The 14,712-nt window shown below is 55.3% G+C and carries 10 protein-coding genes and 2 pseudogenes; 10 read left to right on the top strand and 2 right to left on the bottom strand.

Annotated features, from left to right (window positions below; translation table 11 throughout):
* Positions 1 to 2: 2 nt before the first annotated feature.
* The 9 genes and pseudogenes from whiA to CGL_RS07905 form a co-directional block, all read left to right on the top strand.
* Positions 3 to 986, top strand: coding sequence for a DNA-binding protein WhiA (gene whiA / locus CGL_RS07945; protein WP_003862248.1), 984 nt, complete (start codon positions 3 to 5; stop codon positions 984 to 986).
* A 488-nt stretch (positions 987 to 1,474) separates the two neighbouring features.
* Positions 1,475 to 2,479, top strand: coding sequence for a type I glyceraldehyde-3-phosphate dehydrogenase (gap, locus tag CGL_RS07940; protein WP_003862250.1), 1,005 nt, complete (start codon positions 1,475 to 1,477; stop codon positions 2,477 to 2,479).
* 216 nt (positions 2,480 to 2,695) lie between these two features.
* Positions 2,696 to 3,913 carry a phosphoglycerate kinase gene (gene pgk / locus CGL_RS07935; RefSeq protein WP_003862252.1) on the top strand — a complete coding sequence of 406 codons (1,218 nt, stop codon included), beginning with the start codon at positions 2,696 to 2,698 and terminating at the stop codon, positions 3,911 to 3,913.
* Positions 3,914 to 3,991: 78 nt separating this feature from the next.
* On the top strand, positions 3,992 to 4,771 hold the full coding sequence (gene tpiA, locus CGL_RS07930; RefSeq protein ID WP_011014466.1) for a triose-phosphate isomerase: 780 nt from the start codon (positions 3,992 to 3,994) through the stop codon (positions 4,769 to 4,771).
* A gap of 185 nt (positions 4,772 to 4,956) precedes the next feature.
* Entirely contained in the window at positions 4,957 to 7,716 is a 2,760-nt protein-coding gene (ppc, locus tag CGL_RS07925; RefSeq protein ID WP_011014465.1) for a phosphoenolpyruvate carboxylase, read from the top strand.
* A 104-nt stretch (positions 7,717 to 7,820) separates the two neighbouring features.
* Complete coding sequence (gene secG / locus CGL_RS07920) at positions 7,821 to 8,054, top strand: preprotein translocase subunit SecG (protein WP_011014464.1); 234 nt, start codon at positions 7,821 to 7,823, stop codon at positions 8,052 to 8,054.
* A gap of 422 nt (positions 8,055 to 8,476) precedes the next feature.
* Complete coding sequence (locus CGL_RS07915) at positions 8,477 to 9,835, top strand: ammonium transporter (RefSeq protein WP_011014463.1); 1,359 nt, start codon at positions 8,477 to 8,479, stop codon at positions 9,833 to 9,835.
* Entirely contained in the window at positions 9,832 to 10,980 is a 1,149-nt protein-coding gene (locus CGL_RS07910; protein ID WP_011014462.1) for a tyramine oxidase subunit B, read from the top strand. Before CGL_RS07915 ends, CGL_RS07910 begins: the two co-directional genes overlap by 4 nt.
* 14 nt (positions 10,981 to 10,994) lie before the next feature.
* Positions 10,995 to 11,810, top strand: a pseudogene (locus CGL_RS07905) (FAD-dependent oxidoreductase); the annotation flags it as partial.
* A 163-nt stretch (positions 11,811 to 11,973) separates the two neighbouring features.
* Here the strand turns inward: CGL_RS07905 and CGL_RS07900 are convergent.
* Positions 11,974 to 13,377 (bottom strand): IS1380-like element IS1677 family transposase, encoded by a 1,404-nt coding sequence (locus CGL_RS07900; protein WP_010991835.1) that lies wholly within the window; start codon positions 13,375 to 13,377, stop codon positions 11,974 to 11,976.
* A 111-nt stretch (positions 13,378 to 13,488) separates the two neighbouring features.
* Here CGL_RS07900 and CGL_RS07895 point away from each other — a divergent pair.
* Positions 13,489 to 13,830: pseudogene (locus CGL_RS07895) on the top strand (FAD-dependent oxidoreductase); the annotation flags it as partial.
* A 167-nt stretch (positions 13,831 to 13,997) separates the two neighbouring features.
* Here the strand turns inward: CGL_RS07895 and pgl are convergent.
* The gene (gene pgl / locus CGL_RS07890) at positions 13,998 to 14,705 is read right to left on the bottom strand and encodes a 6-phosphogluconolactonase (protein ID WP_003862263.1); all 708 of its coding nucleotides are present in this window, start codon (positions 14,703 to 14,705) and stop codon (positions 13,998 to 14,000) included.
* Positions 14,706 to 14,712: the final 7 nt, after the last annotated feature.

The following is a 14,712-nucleotide window of genomic DNA, read 5'->3' as shown; positions in this document are numbered from 1 at the left end:
GCGTGTCACTGACGAGTGATATCAAACAAGAATTGGCGCAGGTCCATGTGGCCAAAAACAGTGTTCGTGCTGCGGAAGTGTCTGCAATTTTAAGGTTTGCTGGTGAGATGCAAGCTGTCGGCGGCAAGCTGGTCATCGAAGCAAATTTGGACAGCATGCAAGTCGGTATGAGGCTTCAGGAGTTTATCCAAGGTTTGTACAACTCTCGAGTCGATGTGCACACCGTGAACCCGACTGTGAGCAGGAAAACGCCACGGTATTTGGTGCGCATCATTGACAATGCCGATGAAATTGCGCGACGCACCGGACTGGTCACCAGGTCTGGACATGTGGTTAAAGGTCTAGCGCCTTCTGTGGTCAGCGGAACAATCAGTGACGCTGAAGCTGCATGGCGCGGTGCGTTTCTAGCCAATGGATCTTTAAGTGATCCAGGTCGTTCCTCTTCGTTGGAGGTGTTGTGTCCTGGTCAAGAATCAGCATTGGCACTGGTTGGATGTGCTCGAAGAATTGGGATCGCGGCGAAAACGAAAGATTCTCGAGGATTTGATCGCGTCAATGTTCGTGATGCGGAAGCAATTGGGGCACTGCTCACTCGAATGGGTGCACAGAAAACTCGCATGTTGTGGGAAGAAAAACGCATCAAGCGGGAAAGTCGAACTCCGGCAAACCGGTTGGCCAACTTCGACGATGCCAATCTGCGCAGGTCAGCCCGAGCAGCAGTTGCCGCTGCAGCGAGGGTAGAACGCGCCATGAAGATTCTTGGTGATGATGTTCCTGAGCATTTGGCTGAGGCTGGACAGCTGCGTGTGCAGCACCGTCAGGCATCGTTGGAGGAGTTGGGCCGGTTGGCTGATCCTCAAATGACCAAGGATGCTGTGGCCGGTCGTATTCGTCGTCTTTTGACGATGGCAGATAAGCGCGCCGAAGATCTGAAGATTCCTGATACAAATTCTGTTGTGACGGAAGATTTGTTGGAAGAAATTTAGATGATTGAAGCCTAAAAACGACCGAGCCTATTGGGATTACCATTGAAGCCAGTGTGAGTTGCATCACATTGGCTTCAAATCTGAGACTTTAATTTGTGGATTCACGGGGGTGTAATGTAGTTCATAATTAACCCCATTCGGGGGAGCAGATCGTAGTGCGAACGATTTCAGGTTCGTTCCCTGCAAAAACTATTTAGCGCAAGTGTTGGAAATGCCCCCGTTTGGGGTCAATGTCCATTTTTGAATGTGTCTGTATGATTTTGCATCTGCTGCGAAATCTTTGTTTCCCCGCTAAAGTTGAGGACAGGTTGACACGGAGTTGACTCGACGAATTATCCAATGTGAGTAGGTTTGGTGCGTGAGTTGGAAAAATTCGCCATACTCGCCCTTGGGTTCTGTCAGCTCAAGAATTCTTGAGTGACCGATGCTCTGATTGACCTAACTGCTTGACACATTGCATTTCCTACAATCTTTAGAGGAGACACAACATGACCATTCGTGTTGGTATTAACGGATTTGGCCGTATCGGACGTAACTTCTTCCGCGCAGTTCTGGAGCGCAGCGACGATCTCGAGGTAGTTGCAGTCAACGACCTCACCGACAACAAGACCCTTTCCACCCTTCTCAAGTTCGACTCCATCATGGGCCGCCTTGGCCAGGAAGTTGAATACGACGATGACTCCATCACCGTTGGTGGCAAGCGCATCGCTGTTTACGCAGAGCGCGATCCAAAGAACCTGGACTGGGCTGCACACAACGTTGACATCGTGATCGAGTCCACCGGCTTCTTCACCGATGCAAACGCGGCTAAGGCTCACATCGAAGCAGGTGCCAAGAAGGTCATCATCTCCGCACCAGCAAGCAACGAAGACGCAACCTTCGTTTACGGTGTGAACCACGAGTCCTACGATCCTGAGAACCACAACGTGATCTCCGGCGCATCTTGCACCACCAACTGCCTCGCACCAATGGCAAAGGTCCTAAACGACAAGTTCGGCATCGAGAACGGCCTCATGACCACCGTTCACGCATACACTGGCGACCAGCGCCTGCACGATGCACCTCACCGCGACCTGCGTCGTGCACGTGCAGCAGCAGTCAACATCGTTCCTACCTCCACCGGTGCAGCTAAGGCTGTTGCTCTGGTTCTCCCAGAGCTCAAGGGCAAGCTTGACGGCTACGCACTTCGCGTTCCAGTTATCACCGGTTCCGCAACCGACCTGACCTTCAACACCAAGTCTGAGGTCACCGTTGAGTCCATCAACGCTGCAATCAAGGAAGCTGCAGTCGGCGAGTTCGGCGAGACCCTGGCTTACTCCGAAGAGCCACTGGTTTCCACCGACATCGTCCACGATTCCCACGGCTCCATCTTCGACGCTGGCCTGACCAAGGTCTCCGGCAACACCGTCAAGGTTGTTTCCTGGTACGACAACGAGTGGGGCTACACCTGCCAGCTCCTGCGTCTGACCGAGCTCGTAGCTTCCAAGCTCTAATTAGTTCACATCGCTAACGTGGGCGATCGATGCTCACGGTGATGTGTCATCCCAATAGCCCGGGGTGTGCCTCGGCGCACCCCGGGCTATTTTGTGTCTTTAATCAATACAATTGAATACCGGTGCCAGCGCCACACAATGTGTGGCAATCTGGGACAGTGCATCACATTGCACCAGAAGAATTTTTTAAACAATCAAATCTCCAAGGAGTACGGCATGGCTGTTAAGACCCTCAAGGACTTGCTCGACGAAGGCGTAGACGGACGCCACGTCATCGTTCGATCTGACTTCAATGTTCCCCTCAACGATGACCGCGAGATCACCGATAAGGGCCGAATCATTGCCTCCCTACCAACCCTTAAAGCACTGAGCGAAGGTGGCGCAAAGGTCATCGTCATGGCTCACCTTGGCCGCCCAAAGGGCGAGGTCAACGAGAAGTACTCCCTCGCACCTGTCGCTGAGGCACTCTCCGATGAGCTTGGCCAGTACGTTGCACTTGCCGCAGACGTTGTTGGCGAAGACGCACACGAGCGCGCAAACGGCCTGACCGAGGGCGACATCCTGCTCCTGGAGAACGTGCGCTTCGACCCACGCGAAACCTCCAAGGACGAGGCAGAGCGCACCGCTTTCGCTCAGGAGCTCGCAGCTCTTGCAGCAGACAACGGCGCATTCGTTTCTGACGGCTTCGGTGTTGTCCACCGCGCACAGACCTCCGTCTACGACATTGCAAAGTTGCTGCCACACTACGCTGGCGGACTGGTAGAGACCGAGATTTCCGTTCTGGAAAAGATCGCAGAATCACCAGAGGCACCATACGTAGTGGTTCTCGGTGGATCCAAGGTCTCTGACAAGATCGGTGTTATTGAGGCGCTGGCTGCCAAGGCTGACAAGATCATCGTCGGTGGCGGCATGTGCTACACCTTCCTCGCAGCTCAGGGACACAACGTTCAGCAGTCCCTCCTGCAGGAAGAAATGAAGGCTACCTGCACCGACCTGCTCGCACGCTTCGGTGACAAGATCGTTCTCCCAGTTGACCTGGTTGCAGCATCCGAATTTAACAAGGACGCAGAGAAGCAGATCGTTGACCTGGACTCCATCCCAGAAGGCTGGATGTCTCTTGACATCGGACCAGAGTCCGTCAAGAACTTCGGTGAGGTTCTCAGCACCGCTAAGACCATCTTCTGGAACGGCCCAATGGGCGTGTTCGAGTTCGCAGCATTCTCTGAAGGCACCCGCGGCATCGCCCAGGCCATCATCGATGCAACTGCAGGCAACGACGCATTCTCCGTTGTTGGCGGTGGCGACTCCGCAGCATCCGTTCGCGTGCTCGGCCTGAACGAAGACGGCTTCTCCCACATCTCCACCGGTGGTGGCGCATCCCTCGAGTACCTTGAAGGCAAGGAACTCCCAGGCGTTGCAATTCTCGCTCAGTAAATCCGACACGGCCCTTTGTTAGAAAACAAAACATAAAGGGCCACCGGGAAACTTTTTTAAGAAAGGTGTGTTTCACACATGGCACGTAAGCCACTTATCGCTGGTAACTGGAAGATGAACCTGGATCACCAGCAGGCAATCGGCACTGTTCAGAAGCTTGCATTCGCCCTTCCAAAGGAATACTTCGAGAAGGTTGACGTTGCAGTCACCGTTCCTTTCACTGACATCCGCTCCGTCCAGACTCTCGTTGAGGGCGACAAGCTTGAGGTCACTTTCGGTGCTCAGGACGTCTCCCAGCACGAGTCCGGTGCGTACACCGGTGAAGTTTCTGCAAGCATGCTGGCAAAGTTGAACTGCTCTTGGGTTGTCGTTGGACACTCCGAGCGCCGCGAGTACCACAACGAGTCTGATGAGTTGGTTGCTGCGAAGGCAAAGGCAGCTCTGTCCAACGGCATCAGCCCGATCGTCTGCGTTGGTGAGCCACTGGAAATCCGTGAAGCTGGCACCCACGTTGAGTACGTCGTCGAGCAGACCCGTAAGTCCCTTGCTGGCCTGGATGCTGCTGAGCTGGCCAACACCGTTATCGCGTATGAGCCAGTGTGGGCTATCGGCACCGGTAAGGTTGCTTCCGCAGCTGACGCTCAGGAAGTGTGCAAGGCTATCCGCGGTCTGATCGTGGAGCTTGCAGGCGACGAGGTCGCTGAGGGCCTGCGTATTCTTTACGGTGGTTCTGTTAAGGCAGAAACCGTCGCTGAGATCGTCGGTCAGCCTGACGTCGACGGCGGACTTGTCGGTGGCGCTTCCCTCGACGGTGAAGCATTCGCCAAGCTGGCTGCCAACGCTGCGAGCGTTGCTTAAAGTACAGAGCTTTAAAGCACAGCCTTAAAGCACAGCCTTAAAGCACAAGCACTGTAGAAGTGCGGTTTTGATGAGCCCATGAAAGCCATCGAAATCAATCGCCCAGCTAAACACCTGTTTTGCTGGGTGATTTTTTATCTCATGCACGCCAACACCCTCAATGTGAAAGAGTGTTTAAAGTAGTTATGACTGATTTTTTACGCGATGACATCAGGTTCCTCGGTCAAATCCTCGGTGAGGTAATTGCGGAACAAGAAGGCCAGGAGGTTTATGAACTGGTCGAACAAGCGCGCCTGACTTCTTTTGATATCGCCAAGGGCAACGCCGAAATGGATAGCCTGGTTCAGGTTTTCGACGGCATTACTCCAGCCAAGGCAACACCGATTGCTCGCGCATTTTCCCACTTCGCTCTGCTGGCTAACCTGGCGGAAGACCTCTACGATGAAGAGCTTCGTGAACAGGCTCTCGATGCAGGCGACACCCCTCCGGACAGCACTCTTGATGCCACCTGGCTGAAACTCAATGAGGGCAATGTTGGCGCAGAAGCTGTGGCCGATGTGCTGCGCAATGCTGAGGTGGCGCCGGTTCTGACTGCGCACCCAACTGAGACTCGCCGCCGCACTGTTTTTGATGCGCAAAAGTGGATCACCACCCACATGCGTGAACGCCACGCTTTGCAGTCTGCGGAGCCTACCGCTCGTACGCAAAGCAAGTTGGATGAGATCGAGAAGAACATCCGCCGTCGCATCACCATTTTGTGGCAGACCGCGTTGATTCGTGTGGCCCGCCCACGTATCGAGGACGAGATCGAAGTAGGGCTGCGCTACTACAAGCTGAGCCTTTTGGAAGAGATTCCACGTATCAACCGTGATGTGGCTGTTGAGCTTCGTGAGCGTTTCGGCGAGGGTGTTCCTTTGAAGCCCGTGGTCAAGCCAGGTTCCTGGATTGGTGGAGACCACGACGGTAACCCTTATGTCACCGCGGAAACAGTTGAGTATTCCACTCACCGCGCTGCGGAAACCGTGCTCAAGTACTATGCACGCCAGCTGCATTCCCTCGAGCATGAGCTCAGCCTGTCGGACCGCATGAATAAGGTCACCCCGCAGCTGCTTGCGCTGGCAGATGCAGGGCACAACGACGTGCCAAGCCGCGTGGATGAGCCTTATCGACGCGCCGTCCATGGCGTTCGCGGACGTATCCTCGCGACGACGGCCGAGCTGATCGGCGAGGACGCCGTTGAGGGCGTGTGGTTCAAGGTCTTTACTCCATACGCATCTCCGGAAGAATTCTTAAACGATGCGTTGACCATTGATCATTCTCTGCGTGAATCCAAGGACGTTCTCATTGCCGATGATCGTTTGTCTGTGCTGATTTCTGCCATCGAGAGCTTTGGATTCAACCTTTACGCACTGGATCTGCGCCAAAACTCCGAAAGCTACGAGGACGTCCTCACCGAGCTTTTCGAACGCGCCCAAGTCACCGCAAACTACCGCGAGCTGTCTGAAGCAGAGAAGCTTGAGGTGCTGCTGAAGGAACTGCGCAGCCCTCGTCCGCTGATCCCGCACGGTTCAGATGAATACAGCGAGGTCACCGACCGCGAGCTCGGCATCTTCCGCACCGCGTCGGAGGCTGTTAAGAAATTCGGGCCACGGATGGTGCCTCACTGCATCATCTCCATGGCATCATCGGTCACCGATGTGCTCGAGCCGATGGTGTTGCTCAAGGAATTCGGACTCATCGCAGCCAACGGCGACAACCCACGCGGCACCGTCGATGTCATCCCACTGTTCGAAACCATCGAAGATCTCCAGGCCGGCGCCGGAATCCTCGACGAACTGTGGAAAATTGATCTCTACCGCAACTACCTCCTGCAGCGCGACAACGTCCAGGAAGTCATGCTCGGTTACTCCGATTCCAACAAGGATGGCGGATATTTCTCCGCAAACTGGGCGCTTTACGACGCGGAACTGCAGCTCGTCGAACTATGCCGATCAGCCGGGGTCAAGCTTCGCCTGTTCCACGGCCGTGGTGGCACCGTCGGCCGCGGTGGCGGACCTTCCTACGACGCGATTCTTGCCCAGCCCAGGGGGGCTGTCCAAGGTTCCGTGCGCATCACCGAGCAGGGCGAGATCATCTCCGCTAAGTACGGCAACCCCGAAACCGCGCGCCGAAACCTCGAAGCCCTGGTCTCAGCCACGCTTGAGGCATCGCTTCTCGACGTCTCCGAACTCACCGATCACCAACGCGCGTACGACATCATGAGTGAGATCTCTGAGCTCAGCTTGAAGAAGTACGCCTCCTTGGTGCACGAGGATCAAGGCTTCATCGATTACTTCACCCAGTCCACGCCGCTGCAGGAGATTGGATCCCTCAACATCGGATCCAGGCCTTCCTCACGCAAGCAGACCTCCTCGGTGGAAGATTTGCGAGCCATCCCATGGGTGCTCAGCTGGTCACAGTCTCGTGTCATGCTGCCAGGCTGGTTTGGTGTCGGAACCGCATTAGAGCAGTGGATTGGCGAAGGGGAGCAGGCCACCCAACGCATTGCCGAGCTGCAAACACTCAATGAGTCCTGGCCATTTTTCACCTCAGTGTTGGATAACATGGCTCAGGTGATGTCCAAGGCAGAGCTGCGTTTGGCAAAGCTCTACGCAGACCTGATCCCAGATACGGAAGTAGCCGAGCGAGTCTATTCCGTCATCCGCGAGGAGTACTTCCTGACCAAGAAGATGTTCTGCGTAATCACCGGCTCTGATGATCTGCTTGATGACAACCCACTTCTCGCACGCTCTGTCCAGCGCCGATACCCCTACCTGCTTCCACTCAACGTGATCCAGGTAGAGATGATGCGACGCTACCGAAAAGGCGACCAAAGCGAGCAAGTGTCCCGCAACATTCAGCTGACCATGAACGGTCTTTCCACTGCGCTGCGCAACTCCGGCTAGTCCAGCCGGCTGGGTAGTACTCGTGTATACTGTCTAAAGTTATTCGAAATCAGGTGGGCATAAGGTTCACCTGGGTTCTCAAACGGCAAAGGAACATTTTCCACATGGCATTGACGCTTCAAATCATCCTCGTCGTCGCCAGCCTGCTCATGACGGTTTTCGTCTTGCTGCACAAGGGCAAAGGCGGCGGACTCTCCAGCCTCTTCGGTGGCGGTGTGCAGTCCAATCTTTCGGGCTCCACTGTTGTTGAAAAGAACCTGGATCGCGTCACCATTTTGGTTGCCGTTATCTGGATTGTGTGCATTGTCGCACTCAACCTCATCCAGACTTATTCATAAGACACGAGCTTAAAAAGAGCGGTTCCCTTTTCATAGGGGAGCCGCTTTTTTGGGTTTTGTCGACCTGTTGTCTCCCCACTGTTCCTCGGTGTGCACTTTCGACACCAAGATTTCGGCAAAGTGGTGGTCAAAATTGGAAAATCTTGGTGCCTAATTCACATACATTCCAATTTTCCCTAAGGACATCTTTAAAGGGGAACTGTTTCCCGACGGAACGTGGAGTCTATAAAACCGCAGGTTAAAACGCTGCCATAGGGGATTTTTCGGCTGGGGAGACGTGGTGTAAGTGCGGGTTAAAAACGTGACCTTCGTTATAAAAACAGAAATCTATAGAACGATAGGTAAAAACTGGACTAGGTTTATCTATAGCGGAATAGAAAATACTCCGCTCGACAGCATCACTTAGCTGAAAGGCCTTTAACATGGACCCCTCAGATCTAGCCTGGATTCTCGCAGCTTTTGCGTTGGTAAGCCTGATGTTCCCCGGATTGTCCCTGCTCTACGGCGGCATGCTGGGTGGGCAACACGTTCTTAACACGTTCATGATGGTTATGAGCTCACTTGGAATCATCAGCCTTGTGTACATCATTTATGGACACGGACTTGTCTTAGGAAACTCCATCGGTGGGTGGGGAATTATCGGAAATCCCCTTGAATACTTCGGCTTCCGCAACATTATGGAAGATGACGGCACCGGAGACCTCATGTGGGCCGGCTTCTACATTCTGTTCGCTGCAATCTCACTCGCACTTGTTTCATCTGGTGCAGCGGGGCGCATGCGCTTTGGAGCGTGGCTGGTCTTCGGTGTCCTGTGGTTCACCTTTGTGTACGCGCCACTGGCACACTGGGTTTTCGCTATCGATGATCCTGAGTCCGGCTACGTGGGTGGCTGGATGAAAAATGTGCTTGAGTTCCACGACTTTGCTGGTGGAACGGCAGTGCACATGAATGCGGGTGCGTCTGGACTCGCGCTGGCAATAGTGCTGGGACGCCGCCACTCCATGGCTGTGCGTCCACACAACCTTCCACTGATTTTGATTGGTGCAGGACTGATCGTTGCGGGCTGGTTCGGATTCAATGGTGGTACCGCAGGTGGTGCCAACTTCCTCGCAAGCTACGTGGTCGTTACCTCTCTCATTGCTGCAGCTGGCGGAATGATGGGCTTCATGCTCGTTGAACGTGTGTTCAGCGGAAAACCCACTTTCTTTGGCTCGGCAACCGGCACAATCGCAGGCCTTGTGGCTATCACCCCGGCCGCGGATGCAGTGAGCCCGCTCGGAGCATTCGCCGTCGGAGCGCTCGGCGCAGTTGTCTCCTTCTGGGCAATTAGCTGGAAGAAGGGACACCGAGTCGATGATTCCTTCGATGTGTTCGCAGTCCACGGAATGGCCGGCATTGCAGGTGCACTGTTTGTCATGCTCTTTGGCGATCCACTAGCACCAGCGGGAGTTTCCGGAGTCTTCTTCGGTGGCGAACTCTCCCTGCTGTGGAGGGAACCACTGGCCATCATCGTGACCCTTACATACGCATTCGGCGTGACCTGGTTGATTGCCACGATCTTGAACAAGTTCATGACTCTGCGCATCACCTCCGAAGCCGAATATGAAGGCATTGACCGCGCAGAACACGCAGAATCTGCCTACCACCTCAATTCCAACGGAATTGGGATGGCAACCCGCACCAATTTCGGACCTGAAATCCCCGAGGAAACCGTGCCCGACGCCGTGCAGGTGGGCGTCGATAAGCAAAAAATCGCTGATACTCGAAAGGCCTCAAAATGACCGCAACCTACACCACTGAAACCGCCATCAATTTCTTGTTCTTGAGCGAACCGGACATGATCGCGGCCGGAGTCAAAGACGTCGCGCAATGCGTCGATGTCATGGAGGAAACGCTCGTGCTCTTGGCGCAGGGCGACTACAAAATGGCCGGTTTGAACTCCAACTCGCATGGCGCGATGATCACCTTCCCGGAAAACCCAGAATTTGAAGGCATGCCCAAGGACGGCCCCGACCGCCGATTCATGGCGATGCCCGCATACCTCGGCGGGCGATTCAAAAACACCGGCGTGAAGTGGTACGGATCCAACGCGGAAAACAAGGCCTCAGGCTTGCCTCGCTCGATCCACACCTTCGTCCTCAACGACACGGTCACCGGTGCACCGAAGGCCATCATGTCCGCGAACCTGCTGTCCGCCTACCGCACCGGCGCGGTTCCCGGCGTGGGCGTGAAGCACTTAGCGGTCGCCGACGCGACAACCTTGGCTGTCGTCGGACCTGGTGTCATGGCGAAAACCATCACCGAAGCGTGCATCGCAGAGCGCCCAGGAATCACCACCATCAAGATCAAGGGACGCAGCGAACGCGGCATCAACGCCTTTGCAACATGGGCGTTGGAAAAATTCCCCGAGATCGAAGTGGTCGCCGTCGGATCTGAAGAAGACGTGGTCAAAGACGCCGACATCGTCATCGCCGCCACCACCACGGACGCCGCCGGCTCCTCCGCCTTCCCATACTTCAAAAAAGAATGGCTCAAGCCGGGCGCATTGCTGCTGCTTCCAGCCGCCGGTCGCTTCGACGACGCTTATTTGCTTGACGACGCCCGCCTCGTTGTTGACTACATGGGGCTCTACGAAGCCTGGGCAGAAGAATACGGCCCACAGGCCTACCAACTACTCGGCATTCCAGGAACCCACTGGTACGACCTGGCGCTGCAAGGAAAACTCGACCTTGCAAAGATTTCCCAGATTGGCGATATCTGCTCCGGCAAGCTACCCGGACGCACCAACGATGAGGAAATCATCCTCTATTCCGTCGGCGGCATGCCAGTAGAAGACGTCGCCTGGGCAACCCAAGTGTATGAAAACGCCCTGGAAAAAGGCGTCGGCACCACATTGAACCTGTGGGAATCACCCGCACTGGCTTGAGAGAAGAAACAACAATGAAAATTGCGGTAATCGGCCTTGGATCAACCGGCTCCATGGCACTGTGGCACTTAAGTAACATCCCAGGTGTAGAGGCCATCGGCTTTGAACAATTCGGCATCTCCCATGGCTACGGCGCATTCACAGGGGAGTCCCGACTGTTTCGCATGGCCTACCACGAAGGCAGCACCTACGTTCCGTTGCTCAAACGCGCACGAGCACTATGGTCATCACTGAGCGAGATTTCCGGACGCGAACTCTTCCACAACTTCGGTGTCTTAAGCACCGGCAAGGAAGACGAAGCACCCTTCCAACGCCTGGTGGAATCAGTGGAACGTTATGAGCTGCCACATGAACGACTTACCGCCGCGCAGATGCGCAAGCGTTACCCAGGTCTAGACTTCCGCGATGATGAAGCTGGAATTGTTGATCTTCAAGGTGGAGCCCTGCGCCCCGAACTAGCAGTGTTCAGTGCAATCGAAACAGCCAAGGCAAATGGTGCCCAAGTACGCGATCACCAAAAAATCACCAGCATCGAAGACAACGGCGATCACGTAGTCATCCAAGCAGGCGAAGAAACCACAATCGTGGACCGCGTTATCGTCACCACCGGCAGCTGGACAAGCGAGCTCGTGCCCTCCATCGCGCCACTGCTTGAAGTGCGACGCCTAGTGCTCACCTGGTTCCTGCCCAACAATCCAGTGGACTTCCAACCGGAAAACCTGCCATGCTTCATCCGTGACCGTGATGGCTTCCACGTATTTGGAGCACCATGCGTCGATGGGTACAGCATCAAAATTGCCGGATTGGATGAGTGGGGCGTTCCATTAAGCCTCGATCCACCGATGTGCCCTCGGTGATGTCCTGATCCCGGTTCCGGGCGGGTCCGGAATTTTCGGGTAGGGGTGATCGCCAGATCACGTCTTGTTCTGGTTGTTCCACGAATTGTTGTCATCTCACGCCGAAAGCTCGGCTGGGTGGTCAGGGAGCTACCGGTTACGGTGGTGAATGGCCGTGATCAAACAGTTTCTGCCACTGTGGTTGCCACGTCCACCCCTCGGGAAGGTGGAGCACCAGTCGGCGGGACCTGCGGGCGACCCGGGCTGGAACGGCCATCAGTGTCCGCCGGATCGTCGCGGTGGTGGCCTTGGCCATCCCGCCTGCAGCGATAACCCCGGTGGCACGGGTGAGATTAAACGCCATGACCGCGCATACGAGCCAGGCACTGTTGGCGGTGAACGTCCCCGACGGCAGATGCGCCAACGCGCTTGCCTTCAAGTCTGCGTTGACCTGTTCAATGATCGCGTGCTGACGGTGGGTTTTATCCGCAGCAACAGTATCCAGCACGCCTGGGTCGGCGGTGGTGAAGACCGCATGGAAGCGGTGAAGATCAAACAAGCCCGGCTGATACACATCCTTCTTATTCAGCTCAGGAATCCGGCGTACCACCAAGCGTCCGGGAACATGGTCGGCCTTCTTCCGGGAGGTAAACGCGGTGAAAGGCACTTCGGCGACCTGGGCTAAGGAGATCCACGATTGTGATGCCTCATCGAAGATCGCATCGGTGTACTGAATCGTCTGCCACGCATCTTCCGGGATCGCGACGATCGCTTTCTTGACGTTCGGGGTCATCCGCACCGTGACGGACACATCCGCACCGGACCTTAGGGCCACACTGACACTGGGATGACCATAATACGCCGAATCTGCCCGGACGAGGATTTTCTTATCCTCCATCCCGGGCAGGCGCCTGGTGGTGGTCATCGCATCGGCGATCAGGCGGTGGGCCCCTCGTGGGGAACCACACGATCCTTTCCGCAATCGTTGGCCCACAATGATGGGGGCGGACTGTGCGGTGGTGACCGTGGCCAGCAAGGCGTTGAGTCCACGGATACCGGAGTAACCAAAGCCGGCACCTTGTTTGGTGTGGCCGTGGACTTCAATGATGGTGTCATCAACATCAACGAACACATACCCGTTACCGCCACTGCCTGCCGGTGGTGGTGGCACCAGGTGTGGTGCCTGCCTGGCCAGGTTGACCAGGAATCGGGAGGCCACAGCATCGAGTTGGCGTACGTGGCCGAAAGTGAAGGCCCGCAGAAAAGACCCCAATGTGGATGGGGCGTAGATCCGGTCGAAAAGTCGGCGCATACCTCCGTGGCGGAGTACATCCATGTCATCGATGGAATCAGCACCGGCGACCATGCCCGCGACTAGGGAGGCGATCTTCGCACCAGCATTGGCACCTTTATCACCGGTGATGCTCAACCGGTCCTGGGCCAAGGTGGACAGGCTGGCAGCATCGGCTAAGTGCATGGTTGGAACCAGTCCAGCAAGCGAGATGAGGTTGGGGTCATCAAAGGATGCGGACATCGCTGTGGGGTTGTGTAATAATTGCACCTGTGAGGTGCCTTTCTGGCAGGTGAATCAGGACTCTAAGCAAGCTTGATTCTTCCAGTTCAGGAGGGCATTTCCTATTTTCCCACGCCGTTACACCTGAATCACATCGGTGGATCCAGGTTAAGCGCACATGTAGAAGATGAAGATCTCCGCCTCGACCGGGACGCAGTCTCTGAATTTGGTCGGAAAACCCACGAACTCTTCCCCGGGGTCAACCCAGAGCCCAACCGTTTCAGCGTCCACTATGACACCTACACTGCAGACAAATCTCCAATTATCGACGCGGTTGACAATGTCATTGTGCTCACCGGAGGATCCGGACACGCCTTCAAGCTCTCTCCAGCTTATGGCGAACTCGCAGCACAACTAGCGGTCGGAAACACCTCGCCGCTGTACAGCGAAGACTTTCGGATCGCCTCGCATGAACCAATCAAAGAGGCGGTGCACGTATAGAAAGCTAACCTTTTTAAGTGCGCGGTTTTAGGGTGAGAATCTAACGCTGAGCCAAAAATCCGGGTGCGAACCTCCATCGATTCAGATGAAGGTTCGCACCCGGATTAGTTTGTTAGTGCTTTTCGTTAGAGCTTCTTGTTAAAGCTTCTTGTTAGAGCTGGCGCTGCTTAGAGATTTCCTGCAGCATCATCAGCCAAGAACAATACCGTTTCCTCAGATCCGGTAGCTCCAGCAGCAGGCCACTCAACAGCAGGCTCACCGTTGACGATCGCCGCAGCTGCCTCAGCCTTCTCCGCACCAGAAACCAGCAACCACACGCGCTTTGCGGAGTGAACCGCAGGAAGGGTTAGAGTTGCACGCTCTGAAGGAGGCTTAGGGGAATCAAACACCGCGATGACCTTTGCGGAGGATTCCTTGACTGCATCGGTGTGAGGGAACAGGGAGTTGATATGGCCTTCGCCACCCATGCCGAGCAGGTGAAGATCAAAGCCGTTTGGTGCGAATTCATCCAACACAGCTTCGTAAGCGCGGGCTGCCTCTGCAAGATCTACGTCGCCGAGACCATATCCGTGAATGTTGGCTTCAGGGATAGAAACCTTGGACAACAGTGCCTCACGAGCCTGGCCCTCATTGGACTCAGAATCACTGACAGGGACATTGCGCTCATCGCCGAAGAACACATGAATGCGATCCCAGGCAAGGTCAGCCGCATCAACGCTGAGCTTTTCCAGCAACTTGATGCCGGCGCCACCACCGGTGAGCACTACCTGTGCGGTGCCATTATTGGCAGTTGCTGCTTCAACAACCTCAATGAATTTGGAGGCAGCCTGTGCAACCAAATCTTCAGTATCGCGTGCGCGTACTACATCAACCATAGTGTTG

The organism is Corynebacterium glutamicum ATCC 13032 (assembly GCF_000011325.1).
Classification (GTDB): domain Bacteria; phylum Actinomycetota; class Actinomycetes; order Mycobacteriales; family Mycobacteriaceae; genus Corynebacterium; species Corynebacterium glutamicum.
Note: the sequence above shows the minus strand (reverse complement) of the source record. Positions and strands in the feature narration are given on the sequence as shown.

Excerpts from the sequence above, each read along its gene's own strand:
- CGL_RS07915 (WP_011014463.1), top strand. The coding sequence starts at position 8,477 with ATGGACCCCTCAGATCTAGCCTGGATTCTCGCAGCTTTTGCGTTGGTA.
- tpiA (WP_011014466.1), top strand. The coding sequence starts at position 3,992 with ATGGCACGTAAGCCACTTATCGCTGGTAACTGGAAGATGAACCTGGAT.
- pgl (WP_003862263.1), bottom strand. The coding sequence starts at position 14,705 with ATGGTTGATGTAGTACGCGCACGCGATACTGAAGATTTGGTTGCACAG.
- gap (WP_003862250.1), top strand. The coding sequence starts at position 1,475 with ATGACCATTCGTGTTGGTATTAACGGATTTGGCCGTATCGGACGTAAC.
- CGL_RS07910 (WP_011014462.1), top strand. The coding sequence starts at position 9,832 with ATGACCGCAACCTACACCACTGAAACCGCCATCAATTTCTTGTTCTTG.
- secG (WP_011014464.1), top strand. The coding sequence starts at position 7,821 with ATGGCATTGACGCTTCAAATCATCCTCGTCGTCGCCAGCCTGCTCATG.
- ppc (WP_011014465.1), top strand. The coding sequence starts at position 4,957 with ATGACTGATTTTTTACGCGATGACATCAGGTTCCTCGGTCAAATCCTC.
- pgk (WP_003862252.1), top strand. The coding sequence starts at position 2,696 with ATGGCTGTTAAGACCCTCAAGGACTTGCTCGACGAAGGCGTAGACGGA.